This is a genomic window from Bacillus sp. 205(2023) (assembly GCF_037027485.1).
Classification (GTDB): domain Bacteria; phylum Bacillota; class Bacilli; order Bacillales; family Bacillaceae; genus Bacillus; species Bacillus halotolerans.
On record NZ_JAXCHF010000004.1, the window covers coordinates 84736 to 99086 of the forward strand.

The window sequence follows — 14351 nt, forward strand, 5'->3', positions numbered from 1 at the left end:
TTAGGTTTGAATAGAGGAAATCACGCGCGCCGGGGTTCCTGCTGCCGTTACCCCGGCAGGGATGGAGCGGATCACCGCGGAACCTGCGCCGACAATGCTCCAAGAGCCGATAGTAACCTGCGGAATGACGGAGGCCCCGGTGCCAACATGAGCCCCTTCTTGAACCGCAATACCACCAGAAAGCGTGGCGCGCGGAGAAAGATGTACGAAATCGCCGATCTGATTGTCGTGCTCTGCAATCGCGCCCGTATTGATGATACAATGGGCGCCGATCTGAACATCCGCCTGAATAATCGCACCGGCCATAATAACCGTTCCTTCCCCGATGACAGCCGATTTGCTGATGATGGCTGACGGGTGGATTAATGTGATGAAATCTTCTTTGTATAACCCCAGCCGCTCCGCCAGCTGTTTTCTGACGCTGTTGTTTCCAATTGCAATCACAAACATGACATCAGGGATCAGCCTGCGCAATTCAGGAATTGCTGCCGGGGGGCCTGTGTACAGCTCTTTCCCGGCAGCAAATGTGCTGAATTTATTGTCCAGCACCGCAGCTAAGCGCGTGTCTGAACGGGCGCTTATGAGTTCTCTGATCACCTTTCCGTGACCGCCGTCTCCCACAATGGCCACGTTTCTCATGAGGACACATCTCCGCTTCCTGTGAAGCGTTCTGCGGTCACATGATTGGTTTGCTGAATACCTTCTGAAACAAGAACTTTGCGTACCGTCAGACATAAAATTTTCAAATCGAGCAAGAATGAACGGTTGTCAACGTACCAAACATCCAGTTCAAATTTCTTTTCCCAGGAAATCGCGTTTCTGCCGTTGACCTGCGCCCAGCCTGTAATCCCGGGTTTCACCTCATGGCGCCGTGCCTGCTGTTTCGTATAAAGCGGCAGATAGTCCATCAGCAGCGGCCGGGGACCGACGAGGCTGAGGTCTCCTTTCAAAACGTTCAGAAGCTGCGGCAGCTCATCAATGCTTAGCTTTCTGATCAGCCTGCCGGTTTTCGTAAGCCTGACTGCATCCGGCAGCAGGTTTCCCTCACTGTCCCGTTCGTCCGTCATCGTTCTGAATTTATAAAGGGTGAACGGCTTCCCATGCAGGCCGGGCCGTACTTGTTTAAAAAAGACAGGCGATCCTATTTTCAGCCTGACTACGGCGATAGTGAATAGAATAATGACACCCGTGCAGCACGATAAAAAAATAGCGGCCGTCAGATCAAAAAGACGTTTCAGGATCAAATATTTACAGCTCCTTTCGTTTTTCTAAACCGTCTCAGCACCAGCTGTCGTTCCTCTTTCGTACAAACAAACATAAAAGCGAAAACCGCGTAGCAGCAGCTGACGGCAGCACCTGCGGCAATCAGTGATGTCCAGCTTTCAATGGTGATACATAACTGGATGGCCTCACAAACCGCCCAGGCAAATAAAGCGGCAAAGACCGGACCGAACATGCCTGTAAAGAACACATGCTTTTTGTAGCCGGTAATGCGTGATACATAAAGCGGCGTAAAGATAACATTTTTCAGCACAAGCGAAATCGCTCCGGCCAGCGTAATGCCGTAAAGCCCCAGATGCGCCGGCCCGCTTAATGTGACCGCCAGCACAACATTCACTGCGCCTAACAGCAGGGTGACGAGCGCCGGTGTTTTTTGTTGATTAAAGGCGGTCCATATATAAAACAGCGGCATAAAGGCAAGACTGACCGCCAAATATCCGGCGTGAATATATAAAAGCGGCGCTACAGAGGAAAAGGACGGACCAAGCCAGATCGTCAGAAAAGGCCCGGCCAAACCTCCCAATAATGCAGCCGGAAGCGCAAGCAAAAGCCCGTTCAGTCTCACTGCCTGATTGGCGTACTTGACCAAGCCGTCCATATCGCCTTTTGAATAATAAGAAGTAATGACAGGCGCAAATAGAGATGCAACTGTTCCTGCCAAACTGCGCAGCAGCAGCGGAAACTGGATAATCGCCGCGTATTTTCCCGCTTCAGATGCACCCAGCACCAAGTTGGCGGTTAATAGGTCGATCTGCAAAAAAAGCAGCACGCCGATCTGATTGACTGAGTTCCAGGTTCCTGCCTGAAACAGTTCCTTGCTTATGCGGAATGACAAGTCTTTCAGCCTAAATGAAAACCATGGAATCAGTTTTCTGAAAAAGCAGAAAGACAGAATAGACGCTATGACGGCACCGGCTAAAGCGGCAAGCTGAATCTGCCAGATTTTTGGCGTAAAGCAGGCAAACAGCGCCAGCACACACAGCACGCGGATGAGCATTTGCACCGCCTGAATCGAACTGGTGATATACAGCCGGTTGGCATAAAACGGCGCCGCCCCAAACCCCGCCATCAAAAATGTTAAAAGAAACAGCAGACTCCCAATTAAAATCGACAGCCGAACATCAGCCAATAGATCCTGAGGGACATTCATAACGCGGTCAATAAAAAAAGCCGCACTCACAAGAGGCAGCAGAAGCAGCAATGAAATCAAAACAGATGCAGCCAAATAATTGCTGATATACGCATTTGCTTTTTCCTGCTCTCCCCTGTGGGCTGCGACAGAAAAAAAACGCACAACCACGGAGCTGAGCGCCACCGTGATAATGGAAAAATAATTAATCACATTTTGCGTTAAATTCACAAAGCCAAAAGCCTCGACACCGAGCGTTTTGACAATAAAAGGCGTCATCCAGACAGACAGGAATACGGACAGAAGAAAAGCTGTGAGATTGGCGCTGAAGTTAATGGTGAATTTCATGCCTGCTTCGCACTGCCTTTCATGGTTCCGCGTGTCTCAAAAAACAGCTTGATGAGAAAGATCAGCCGCCATTTGCACAGTCCTAAGACCAATCGCTCGCCTCTGCCTAATTTCTCATGCTGGAACGGTGTGTGTCTGACAGCCTGCCGAACCATGTCATAGGATAAAATCTGTCTGATCTGTTTTTTGATGTCTTTCGGCGGCTGCGATGAGGCACAGGCGTTTGCCAGAAGCATCGGAAGCTGGTGCTTGCAAATGTACACATCTAAATCCTCTTTGCACACATCCGCTAAGCCGCACTGATTGTAGAATGCGAGTTTGGCTTGATATTGTTTTTGGATATTTTCATCCATCGCAGGCTTATAAGGGAGTTCCGTCAGGCTGTTCGGATTTTCACGGTATATGTACAAGCCTTCATCCAGCATTTTTACCCGATCGGCTTCATAAAAAGCAGATAAATTAAAGGGTGAATCTTCAGCAAAACGGATGTCTTCATCAAACCACAGGTTCGCCCTCTCCAAAAGCTCACGGCGATACACATATCGCCATACATACCAGATAAATCTCGTTTCGTGGGCACGTTGGAGCTGCTCAGATATATCCGCTTTGGTCAGCACACGGCCTGTTTCGAGCTGCGGCGGCACGTATACCCGCCTGTCTTCGGACTGTTTATAAAATCCGCAGCCAGCGATATCGAGCCGGTGCTGCTCCGCTTCTTCTGCAAGCCTTTGAAACATGGCGGGAGAGACATAATCGTCTCCGTCTACAAACCCGATATACGTGCCGCGCGCCGCTTTGATTCCCGCGTTTCGAGCCGAACTCAAGCCTCCATTTTTTTTATGAATGACTTGAACTCTTGCATCCCGTTTCGCGTATGCCGCTGCCATCTCACCAGATCGATCGGGTGTTCCATCATTAACAAGGATGATTTCTATATCGGACAGCGTTTGGGCAAGCAGTGAATTGATGCATTCTTCAATGAATGGTTCAACGTTATACATCGGGACAATAATGCTGACGAGCGGCGTCATTGTGCTTCACCGCTGATTTTATCCCGCAGCCCTTTAAAATACATCTCCCGCGGAAAGCCGGCACGGTTTGTTTCTTTTGTCAGCAGCTCTTTCACTGCGGCTGTCACAATTTCCGGCTCCGGCTGTTCAATCAGCTTCATGGTTGGAATATCTTTCAGCCATTGGTAGCCTTCCATTACTTTGTGATCAAAAGACCGGATCACTACACACGGCGTTCCTGTCAGCGCACAAAAAATCATGCCGTGCAGCCTGTCTGTGACAACGGCTTCAGCACTTTGCAACTTAGACCAAAGCGCTTCCAGCTCCTGTTCCCGTGTACCGCGGCTGACCCGGCGCCCGATCGTTGTCGTAAAAGCTTTGATCTCGCCAAATTCATTAAAAAGAGCGGTCTTCACGCGTTTTCTCTGATCCTCCTGAAGCACACTTTCCTGATCCTCGCGTAAACACATATACACCCCTTCGCGTTCCGCAGGGGTGCTGCTTCTATCTAAATACAGCACCATATCAGGCTGCTTCAGGATCTTTTTTTCTTTAAAATGCCGCTTCATAAATTGATACGTAGTTTCATCACGCGCCATCAGCAATAAACCGGGGTGCGCGTTATAAATTTTCTGCGCCCGTTTCAGCTCTTTTCGTCCCTTTTTCGTATCAGAAAAATGAACGGTTGCCGGTAGCTGGACGATTTGATAATCATGAAACGTTTTAATGATAAAGCGGCGCGTCCACTCTTCATACCGGTATAAATCCCCCATGTTTCCGCCGCCGATGATAAAGACCATATCTTCCGGGTGGCGGGAGCGAATCAGCGCTTTTGCTGATTTGTATATGTCCTTCATATCGACCTCAATGATTTCAAAATCGGAGTATTCCTGCTCAAGAAACACTTTGCTGGCATAAGCAATAGCATGATCCCCCAAATTGTCATGGGAAGGCAGCAGGGTCAGTATGATTTTCTTCTTATGTGCGGCAGCTTTTACCGGCTGATCGGCCGCACCCAGCCAAAATTGGGACGGGTACTTGACCTTTAGCAGCAGCCATTCTGCAAGATTGATTTTCAATGAATGTAACGACATGTCTTCACCCTCTGATTTTCATTTTGTACTCGATCACTCGCTGATACGCGGCGGACGCCATGGCAACGAGCGGAATCATTCTGTATTTCGCCATCAGCAGCAGGCATGACCGTTTTGCGTCAAAAGGCGCTGTCCCCGTTTTCGACAGACTGCCTTGAAACACCGGATCAGCGCAAATCACGCCGACCGTTTTGAGCCTTTCCAAAAGACGCCGGCTGGCGCTTGTTTTCCATTCGTTCAAAAGACAAATGGTCCCATGGAGAACGATAAAGAAATCAAGCTCCTTTCGGTACTCCTCCAGCTTGTTGTTCTCCTGTAAGAACCCTGCGTTCGCCTGATACAGCGCCAGTCCTGATTCAAACAGTTTTTTCTGATAACCCTGCACGATGGAGGAAAGGTGAATGCGATAATGGTAGAGAGGCGCTTTTACATAGGAAACCGAGCGGGCGAAAAAATGTGCCCTGAAGCTGAAAAACTGATCCTCGACATGCTCCAGCTCACCTCTGAGCGGGAACGAAAGCCGGTGTGCGTCAATCATGCTTCTTCGGTACAGTTTATTCCATGAAAATCCCCTGACCTTCCCTTCGAATAACGCCTTGATATAGGACTCCTTCGGCTGATCCTGATAGGTTTCCGCAATGTCTGAGACAACGGTTTTTTCAGTATCCTCAAACTCCGCGGCATAGTTGCAAATGACCAGATCGGTTTCCTCCGAAGCTGCCTGAACCATTTGCAAGCAATAATCAGGCTCGATCCAATCGTCTGAATCAATAAAAGCCACAAATTCGCCGCGGGCCGCTTCGATCCCTTTGTTCCGGACCGCACCGAGCCCTTGGTTTTCCTGGTGAATGACTCTGAATCGTTTATCCTTTTCTGCATATTCCTCAGCGATGTCCGGGCTGGCGTCTGCCGAACCGTCATTGACGATGATGATTTCAATATTGTCCAATGTCTGGTTCTTTAAAGATTCAAGGCAGTTTCTGATATAGGTTTCTGTATTATAAACAGCGACTAACAGACTAACCGCAGGTGTTTCCATAATGACCGGCTCCTCTTGCATAAATTACCGGGAAAAAATCGTTCTGTACGGCAGAACGGAAGAATCAACCGGCATAAGCAAATAACTGTATAAAAAATAACAAACCACAATGGCGATATAGATCAACGCATTCGATTTCTCATCAAATATCCTGACAAAATAAGGGACTAGGATCATTTGATACAGTCCGAAGTAAATATTAAATCTGGCAAAGATCACGTCCTTTGTGGCCAAGAGACCGAATAAAAACCCGAGAAGGCACAAATTGACGACAATATCGATTTGCGGCCACAGCTTTCGGAGGCGCTCCCTGTAACAAAAGGCCAAAAACAGCGGCAGGACCAAAACAGCGATTTTGACCACATTCATTCCGTTTGTATTTGTCATCAGCCACTTTTCATAATGGCTGTATGAGCTGTTTTCAAGGACAACGACAAATACCGAAATAAATTTCTGATATAAAAAGGTCATGCCGAGAAATAAAGCTGAGAGACCGAATATTGCCGGTGACCAGGCTTTTCTTCTGACAATAAAATAGACCGGAATCATCACCAGCGCCGAGGAGTGAAAGAGCGAACTGACCAGCACAATCAGAAAATAACGCTTCCAGTTTCCATTGAAGATATAGCGAATCGCCCAAAACAAAGCGGCTGCCACCATGTATTGTCTGATTCCGTTAAAGGATGCGTAATAATGAAAGGTTCCTAAAAATAAAAAGACGCTCAGCTCAAACGGTCTTCCGTAGTCTGCCAGCGTCTTGATAATAAAGATATAGGTCACGGCCGCAACGGTCACATACATGATTTGCGGGTCCTTCGTGATAAAATTCATCAGCCATAGCAGTGCGGTAAAGCCCGGATCTGTTGCCGTTTTCGCCGTGCCGAAACCGAATATCTGCCAAATATTTTGATAGTCTCCTGCCATTTGATACAGCAGCGTATACGTCTGAAAATCTGTACCGACCCTGTAACGCAGGCCCGAAACAAGCACAAGCGAGGCGAGCGGAATCCAAATGAGAAGCTTGTTCGGACGATAGCCGGTAGCAAGTGACTCATCCCGACCGCCGCACATTTTAGCAAACCAAGACCAAATATATACAATTCCCATATTGACGACATACACAATCATTTTTATTGTCCTTTTTCAGTGCTAATCTGATATAAATTCATCAATGCACCCACATTTCGCCGCGCATCATAGCCGAGTTTCGCAAGGGTATCTTTCACGAGCTCCCGCTTCGGCCTGCCTGCGGCGGCCGCTCTTACAATCGTTTCAGCCCAAATGTCCATCGGCTTAGAGAGACTCACCCTTTTCACAAGTCCGAGCCCCGTGTCGACTTTTTCTGTGATCGTGTCGGAAATAATGCACGGAAGGCCTGAAGCCTGCGCTTCCACAAGCACAACAGGCAAGCCTTCGTACAGCGACGGCATGACAAATACATCAAAGGTGCGCATGAGCTCATGAATGTGTTCTTCAGTTCCTAAAAAGAGGACATCTGAAAGCAGATTCAGCCGCCGCGCTTCCTCCTCCATCTGCTCCCGCAGCGGTCCGTCCCCTGCGAGAACCATCTGAAAGCGAACTCCCCGTTTTTTCAGGTGAACGGCAAGCTTCAGCAAAAACGCGTGATTTTTCACTTCATGAAACCGGGCCACATGACCAATGATCAGACGGTCAGACGCTATGCCGCGTGATTTTTTTTCGTCATCGGCCGCCTGCCCGGCGGGAGAGAACAGATCAAGGTCTATTCCGTTCGGCAGCAGATGAACCCGCTTCCGCTCCATATTGGATCGCCCGAATAAAAACCGTCCCGCATCCTCTCCGCAAGCGCACAATTCAGTCGCATATGCCAAAATGAGGCGTCTGAACACCATCAGCTGCAGGCGGTCCTTCCAATTGAAGCCGGTCTTCCACGAGGTGTTATGGGAATGGCATACTCTGACCTGCACCCCGGCTAGCCTTGCCGCAAGCGCGATAAAGCCGGTTTGAAAATCTGTGTGCGCATGAACCGCGCTGAACGGCCCGTTTTCTTTTATTGTGTTTCTTATATTCTTCACAAATGTGAGGGGATTGCTTTGTCCGATACTCGGGACATAAAAAAGCCGCCCGCCTAGCGATAAAATTTCTTCATCATAAGCGCACGGATCATTTCGATAGGTTAAAAAATCAAATTGCACCTTGCTTCTATCCATTTTCCGATATAAATTCATGACCATGGTTTCCGCGCCGCCCCTGTTCATGCCGCTGAGAACATGGAGCACGCGCTGCTGGCTGTTATTCATGCTTCACAAGCCCTTCCTTCTGATTCATCACTCTTTTTTTATGGTAACGATTCATCACAGCAGGAGGCATAAACGCGCGAATGAGCGGTTTTGCGATATAGATGTAAGCGGAAAAAGGAAGCTTCAGGCGTCTGCATGCCTGGTACACAAGAATAGCGTTGTCGATTGAATAGGTAAAAGACCGCCTCTTGAATGCGTCGCTGTCTTCCCTTACTTTATACAGCGCTTCTTGGAGGTTATAGCCTCGGAAGCCCTCTCCAAAAAAGCGGAGCCACAAATCGATATCCTCCATTCGTCTTGTCCGCCGCACCGAGCGATAGCCTTTCAGCGTACGGTAAGCGCTGGCTCTCATCATGATTGTCCCATGACAAAACGGCGTCCCTTTCGCCATGATGGCCGGCTCCGGAACAGAAGGCAGCATCCGTGTGCCCCTTACGCCAAATTCATCAAACACTAGCATGCCGGTGCCGACCACCTGGTAGTGACGATGCTTTTCTAAAAAAGCAACCTGCTTCTCCAGACGGCGCGGAAAGGACAGATCATCTCCGTCCTGACGGGCGATATACTCGCCTGTCGCATAAGAAAGACAGTGATTTAACGAAGCGGCCAGCCGCTTGTTTGTTTGATTGTGAATCAGCTTGATGCGGTCGCTGTAATGAGCGGCGTACTGCTTCGCGATACGGAGCGTGCCGTCTGTTGACGCATCATCGCACATAATCAGCTCCCAATTTTTATAGGATTGGCTGAGAATAGATTCAATGCTTTCCGCCAAAGTGCGTTCACAATTATAAATGCCCATAATGACAGAAACTTTCGGTCCTGAATTCATACGCTTTTCTCCTTTTTATCCATATCCATGTACACGGAATAAATATCTGCCATTTCCTCTACCGTTCGCGCTTCCGAAAAGCGCAAGGCTGTTTGGCGGCCTTCCTGTCCGAGTGTTCTCCGCAGTTCCGGCTCAAGGTAGAGCTGTTCAATGCGATCGGCAAAAGCGGCGCTGTCGCCAATTTTGATGAGAAACCCGTTTTTTCCGTCCCGGATGATTTCCCGGTGTCCACGGTTCTCAGTGGCAATCGCCGGCTTCTCCGCCGCCATGCCCTCAAGCACATTCATGCCGAGGCCTTCTCTGATGCTGGAGGCGACAGATACATCCGCAAGCTGGATCAGCTCGTGAATATCGCGGCAAAAGCCGTAAAAGCAAACATTGCGGGAAGCTCCAAGCTTTTCAGCTAAGGCCCGATACGTTTGTTCCATCGCTCCTTCTCCGGCAAAAACAAGACGGAGCTCAGGAATCTTATCTTTCAGCAGTGCGGCAGCTTCAATTAACAGCTTCTGATTTTTGTTGAGGTTCAGTTCAGCCGGATAGATCAATATAAAGTCATCTTTTTGGAAGCCGTGCTTTTCTCTCAACCTATGCTGCTCTTCAAGGCTGACTGGCCGGAACCTGTCTGTATTAACGCCGATGCCGTGAATTTTTTCTGTCATTCCGCCCGGTCTTTGAAGCCCTTTCGCTCGTGTGTAATCTTCTTCATTTATGGTGATCAGGCAGTCTGTATAGGCAGAAAGCCATTTTTCAACCGGATAATAAAGGACCCAGTTTTTCATCGGCGCTCCGCTGCAAAAATGAAATCCGTGAGCGGTGTAGATCACCTTTGTTCCGTTTCGTCTCGCATGCCGTGACGCAAGCCGGGCAAGAACGCCGCCGACCGGCGTATGGCAATGGACGATGTCGTACTCGTTGGTTTCGATCACTTTCTTCAGCTGTCTGTAAACGGCAATGTTCTGAGGATGAAAGGGTGACCTTCGAATCGGAATGGAGAATTTCTCATCGACATACGGCAGCCGCGTCTGCCCGCTCGCAGCGACATGAACCTCCCAGCCTAATTGTTTAAACCATTTAAAGTAAGGAAGATGAAAAGCTTTAAAGTGATAATCGACAGTGGCACAAAATAGGATTTTTTTCGTCATCTCCACTCCCCCTAACGAACGCCGGCAGCCGTCATTTCGTTTGATGTGTCTATTGCCGCAAACAGCCGCTCTCTGAGCTCGGCTTCCGGCAGCTGATTGAAATCTTCTATAAAGCGCATCAGCAATGGCCAGTCGCCGTCCACCGCTTTGCCGATATGGATTTTCGGAAAAACTTGTTCGGCGTGAACTTCATTTTTGTTCAGCAGCTCCTCATACATTTTTTCACCCGGGCGAATGCCTGTGAACTCAATCGGAATCTGCTCCGTCGTGTAGCCAGATAAATGAATGAGGTTTTTGGCGAGATCGACAATCTTTACGGGCTCGCCCATATCAAGAACAAAAATTTGGCGTCCTTTCGCCAGCGCTCCAGCTTGGATGACAAGCCGTGACGCTTCGGGAATGGTCATGAAATAGCGGGTCATCGCCGGATGTGTCACCGTAACGGGACCGCCTTTTTCAATCTGTTTCTTAAAAACCGGAATGACGCTGCCTCGGCTGCCGAGCACATTGCCAAAGCGGACAGCGACGAATTTTGTTCTGCTGAATTTCCCCAGATTCATAATAATCATTTCAGCAAAGCGTTTTGTTGCCCCCATTACATTGGCCGGGTTCACCGCTTTATCAGATGAAATGAGCACAAATGTCTCTGTCCCGCACATATCTGCCGCTTCCGCCACATTTTTTGTTCCGATAATGTTGTTTTTGACTGCCTCTTCGGGGTTGTGCTCCATTAAAGGCACATGCTTATGGGCAGCCGCATGATAGACGACGTGCGGTTCGTATTTTTTCATTAAGGTAAACATTTTGTCGCGGTCCTGCACATCCGCAATTTCTGTGTGGAACACGATGTGTTTGCCGAATCGTCCATTCAGTTCAGAATAAATAGAATGAATGCTGTTTTCCCCATGGCCGAGAAGAACGATTTCCTTAGGCTGGAACACGCTGATTTGCCGGCAGATTTCCGAGCCGATTGAACCGCCCGCTCCTGTGACGAGAACTGTTTTTTCTTTGATGCGGTTTGAAATTTCGCTTGTGTCGAGGGTTATCGGCTTCCTGCCGAGTAAATCCTCAGCCTTTACATCTCTGATTTGCCCGGCAGTGCGCGTTCCAAGCAGCATTTCATCAAAATGAGGCATGATTTTGATGTTCACTCCGGTCCGCACGCATTCTTTGTATAGCACCTGCAGTTCATGGGTACGGAGAGAAGGAATCGCAATGATAATATAGTTAATTTTGAGCTTTTGCACCGCAGGCATGATACTTTCTTTTCCGCCGATGACGGGCAGTCCCATAATTTCTAATTTATGTTTCGTTTGATCGTCATCAATAAAAGCGACAGGTGTAATGTCAGGATCGTCTTTCTGCAGCAGCTGCCTGACCATCAGGGTTCCGCCTGATCCCGCTCCGACAATCAATGCGCGGGCCGACGTGCTGCGTTTTTTTCTGATGCTTTCTTTTATTATTCTCGATAAAACGCGGGTCCCCCCGATGAACAGAAGCTGAAGCACCCAGCACGCCGTTAACAGCCGGAAAAACATTGTATGATACACAGCGTACTGAATGATGCCGGTCACAGCGGCTGAAATCGTAATGACCTTAAGCAGAGCGATCAGTTCGCCAAGCCCGGTGTATGTCCAGACTTGTTTATACTGACGGAACAGGATAGCACATACATGATAGCTGAGGAGCAAGCTGACAGCGGTAAGCAATAATGCTCCGGAGTCATAAAATTGATAAGAATCTTTTAAAAATTGATATCCTGCAATAACTGAATTCAAAACGAGATAAGTATCCAGCGCGATAATCATTGACAGTCTTCTCCGGTAACTCAACCTTTTCCCCCCTAATACTTTTATCGGTTTAGCTGCGGCGGTTTCGTCATCTAAAAAACGACAGCAGCTAAACCGATAACATTTCCTATGTATATCAAATAAGTGGGCATTTAACCCGTCCTCACGCCCCGCCAGCGACGACCAGCATCTAAGGCAGCCTGTTCAAGCTGCCCACAGCGGAGCCGAGTGCCTCCATTGATACAGGTAAGGAGACATCACCTAAAAGCACAAATTAATAGGAATAGTGTTCTGATTTTTTCATTTTCTTTTTATTTAAGAGAGCGCCCAACAGCTTTGCATTGGATTGCTCCAGTGCGTCCTTCGCTTTCAGGACGGTATCGGTTTTTGTTTTTCCGCTTAAGACAACGAGCACGCTTCCATCTGTCTGGTTCGCTAAAATTTGAGCGTCCGCGACAGCTAAAAGCGGAGGAGAATCAAAGATCACCAGACTGAATTGGTCATAGATATCTGATATCAAATCTCCCATTGCCTTCGAGGATAACAGTTCTGCCGGATTCGGCGGCGTCGGTCCGCTTGTCAGCACATATAAGTTATCGATCGGTGTCTCTTGCACTGTTTCATTTAGAGAAGCATTGCCGACCAGCACATTTGTCAGCCCGGTCAGATTTTCAACCTGAAACGTCTGGTTAATTGTCGGTTTTCTTAAATCGGCGTCCACCAGCAGCACTTTCTTTTCCTGCTGCTGCGCAAAGACTGCCGCAAGATTCGCTGCACTGAACGATTTTCCTTCACCAGGCACAGAGGAGGTGACGAGAATGGACCGCAAGTTGGTCTGTACGGATGAAAACTCAATGTTTGTCCGAATGGTGCGATATTGTTCCGCAACAATTGATTTATGATGTAAAACGGATATTTGAGCCAAACCTCGCCTTGCTTTCTTTTTTCTAAAGACCACTCACTTCACTCCTCGAAATGTTTTATCCAACCCTGCGATTCCGTTTCTTTTTGACATCAGGGACGGAGCCTAAGCAGGGCAATCCGGTTTTCTCGCTGAGCTGCCGTGCGCTTTTGCACGTATCATCGAGAAAATGCAGAAAAAAAGCCAGTGTAATGCCGCCCATCACGGCCGCCCCAAAAGCCATGACCATATTTCTCATTCGGGACGGCTTGATCATCGAGCTTTCAGAAGCCTTCGCCTCTGATAGAATATGTACGCCTTGGACATTCATTCGTTCATCTACTTCTTTTTCAAACTTGCTGACTAACGTGTTCGCAATTGTAGCCGCTTGCTCCGGATTGTGATCCTGAACAGCAACGGTGATAATTTCTGATTCATTTTCACTGCTGGTCATCACTTTTCCTTTCAGCGAGGAAGCCGATTCAGAAAGATGCAATTCCGCCTTGACCTCTTCCATCAAGGCCGTGCTTTTTATAATGGATTGGAACGTGCTGCTGTACTGAAGATTTCGCTGGATGTCACTGAGATTCGAGTTTTCTTCACCGTCTGATTCATGAATCAGCACTTGAGTCGACGCCTGATAAGTCGGTGAAATAACCTTAAATTGCACAAAACCAGTAATAAAGGTGACGCCTATTGTGATGAGCAGAATCAGCACGAATCTATGTCTGACAATCGCGTATAATTCTTTAAAACTCATATTCTCATTCATATATTCATAGCCTTCAGCCTTCTCACGGCTGGCTTCCCAAGCCCCTTTCTGTTAATGATTGGATTATAAAAGAAAACTTTATTATTTAAAAATTGCAAAATAAGCCAATAAGTTCTCTTTAGAGAACAATATCATGATTTTCCTCTTATTTACTGCGCTTCCCTTATTATTTTAAATTTTATAAAGAACGAATAATTCCTTATAATGAACGAAATAACGACAGGAATAGAGGAGAATTTCATATTATGATTGGAAGAATTATCCGTTTGTACCGCAAAAGAAAAGGCTATTCTATAAATCAGCTGGCTATCGAGTCAGGCGTTTCAAAATCCTATTTAAGCAAGATTGAAAGAGGCGTTCATAAGAATCCGTCCGTTCAATTTTTAAAAAAAGTATCAGCAACCCTGGATGTCGAATTAACAGAATTATTCGACGCTGAAACGATGATGTATCAAAAAATCAGCGGCGGAGAGGATGAATGGCGTGTGCATCTTGTGCAAGCTGTTCAAGCTGGAATGGAAAAGGAAGAATTGTTCACTTTTACGAACAAGCTGAAGAAAGAGGAGCCTGAAACCGCCTCCTACCGAAACCGAAAGCTGACAGAATCGAATATAGAAGAGTGGAAAGCGCTGATGGCAGAAGCGAGAGAAATCGGCCTGACAGTTCAAGAAGTCAAAACCTTTTTAAAAACGATGGGAAAATGACTATCAGATAAGGGGCTGAGGTTCGCATCATCA

The 14351-nt window shown here is 47.7% G+C and carries 14 protein-coding genes; 1 reads left to right on the forward strand and 13 read right to left on the reverse strand.

Going from position 1 to position 14351, the window contains the following annotated elements:
* The 13 genes from WA325_RS12495 to WA325_RS12555 form a co-directional block, all read right to left on the reverse strand.
* The gene (locus tag WA325_RS12495) at nt 1-639 is read right to left on the reverse strand and encodes an acetyltransferase (protein WP_336183715.1); all 639 of its coding nucleotides are present in this window, start codon (nt 637-639) and stop codon (nt 1-3) included.
* The gene (locus WA325_RS12500) at nt 636-1244 is read right to left on the reverse strand and encodes a sugar transferase (RefSeq protein WP_336183717.1); all 609 of its coding nucleotides are present in this window, start codon (nt 1242-1244) and stop codon (nt 636-638) included. Before WA325_RS12500 ends, WA325_RS12495 begins: the two co-directional genes overlap by 4 nt.
* Nucleotides 1241-2758, reverse strand: a complete 1518-nt coding sequence (locus tag WA325_RS12505) for an MATE family efflux transporter (protein WP_185848592.1) — start codon at nt 2756-2758, stop codon at nt 1241-1243. Before WA325_RS12505 ends, WA325_RS12500 begins: the two co-directional genes overlap by 4 nt.
* Nucleotides 2755-3789: a glycosyltransferase gene (locus WA325_RS12510; protein WP_336183719.1), complete on the reverse strand. Its 1035-nt coding sequence runs from the start codon at nt 3787-3789 to the stop codon at nt 2755-2757. Before WA325_RS12510 ends, WA325_RS12505 begins: the two co-directional genes overlap by 4 nt.
* Nucleotides 3786-4862, reverse strand: a complete 1077-nt coding sequence (locus WA325_RS12515) for a polysaccharide pyruvyl transferase family protein (RefSeq protein ID WP_336183720.1) — start codon at nt 4860-4862, stop codon at nt 3786-3788. The genes WA325_RS12510 and WA325_RS12515 overlap by 4 nt, the downstream gene beginning before the upstream one ends.
* Nucleotides 4863-4866: 4 nt before the next feature.
* Nucleotides 4867-5901 carry a glycosyltransferase family 2 protein gene (locus tag WA325_RS12520; RefSeq protein ID WP_105953956.1) on the reverse strand — a complete coding sequence of 345 codons (1035 nt, stop codon included), beginning with the start codon at nt 5899-5901 and terminating at the stop codon, nt 4867-4869.
* A gap of 24 nt (nt 5902-5925) precedes the next feature.
* Nucleotides 5926-7029 carry a biofilm exopolysaccharide biosynthesis protein EpsG gene (gene epsG / locus WA325_RS12525; RefSeq protein ID WP_336183721.1) on the reverse strand — a complete coding sequence of 368 codons (1104 nt, stop codon included), beginning with the start codon at nt 7027-7029 and terminating at the stop codon, nt 5926-5928.
* A 2-nt stretch (nt 7030-7031) separates the two neighbouring features.
* Complete coding sequence (locus WA325_RS12530) at nt 7032-8180, reverse strand: glycosyltransferase family 1 protein (RefSeq protein ID WP_336183722.1); 1149 nt, start codon at nt 8178-8180, stop codon at nt 7032-7034.
* Nucleotides 8173-9009, reverse strand: coding sequence for a glycosyltransferase EpsE (gene epsE, locus WA325_RS12535; RefSeq protein WP_024122933.1), 837 nt, complete (start codon nt 9007-9009; stop codon nt 8173-8175). Before epsE ends, WA325_RS12530 begins: the two co-directional genes overlap by 8 nt.
* Complete coding sequence (locus WA325_RS12540) at nt 9006-10151, reverse strand: glycosyltransferase family 4 protein (RefSeq protein ID WP_059292502.1); 1146 nt, start codon at nt 10149-10151, stop codon at nt 9006-9008. The genes epsE and WA325_RS12540 overlap by 4 nt, the downstream gene beginning before the upstream one ends.
* Nucleotides 10152-10162: 11 nt before the next feature.
* A complete protein-coding gene (locus tag WA325_RS12545) occupies nt 10163-11983 on the reverse strand; it encodes a polysaccharide biosynthesis protein (RefSeq protein ID WP_336183723.1) in 1821 nt (606 codons plus the stop codon).
* Nucleotides 11984-12215: 232 nt separating this feature from the next.
* The gene (gene epsB, locus WA325_RS12550) at nt 12216-12899 is read right to left on the reverse strand and encodes a protein tyrosine kinase EpsB (protein ID WP_305934978.1); all 684 of its coding nucleotides are present in this window, start codon (nt 12897-12899) and stop codon (nt 12216-12218) included.
* Between the two features lie 22 nt (nt 12900-12921).
* Nucleotides 12922-13614 (reverse strand): YveK family protein, encoded by a 693-nt coding sequence (locus WA325_RS12555; protein WP_442895281.1) that lies wholly within the window; start codon nt 13612-13614, stop codon nt 12922-12924.
* Nucleotides 13615-13859: 245 nt separating this feature from the next.
* Between WA325_RS12555 and slrR the strand changes: the two genes are divergently transcribed.
* Nucleotides 13860-14318 (forward strand): HTH-type transcriptional regulator SlrR, encoded by a 459-nt coding sequence (gene slrR, locus WA325_RS12560; protein ID WP_268511142.1) that lies wholly within the window; start codon nt 13860-13862, stop codon nt 14316-14318.
* Nucleotides 14319-14351: the final 33 nt, after the last annotated feature.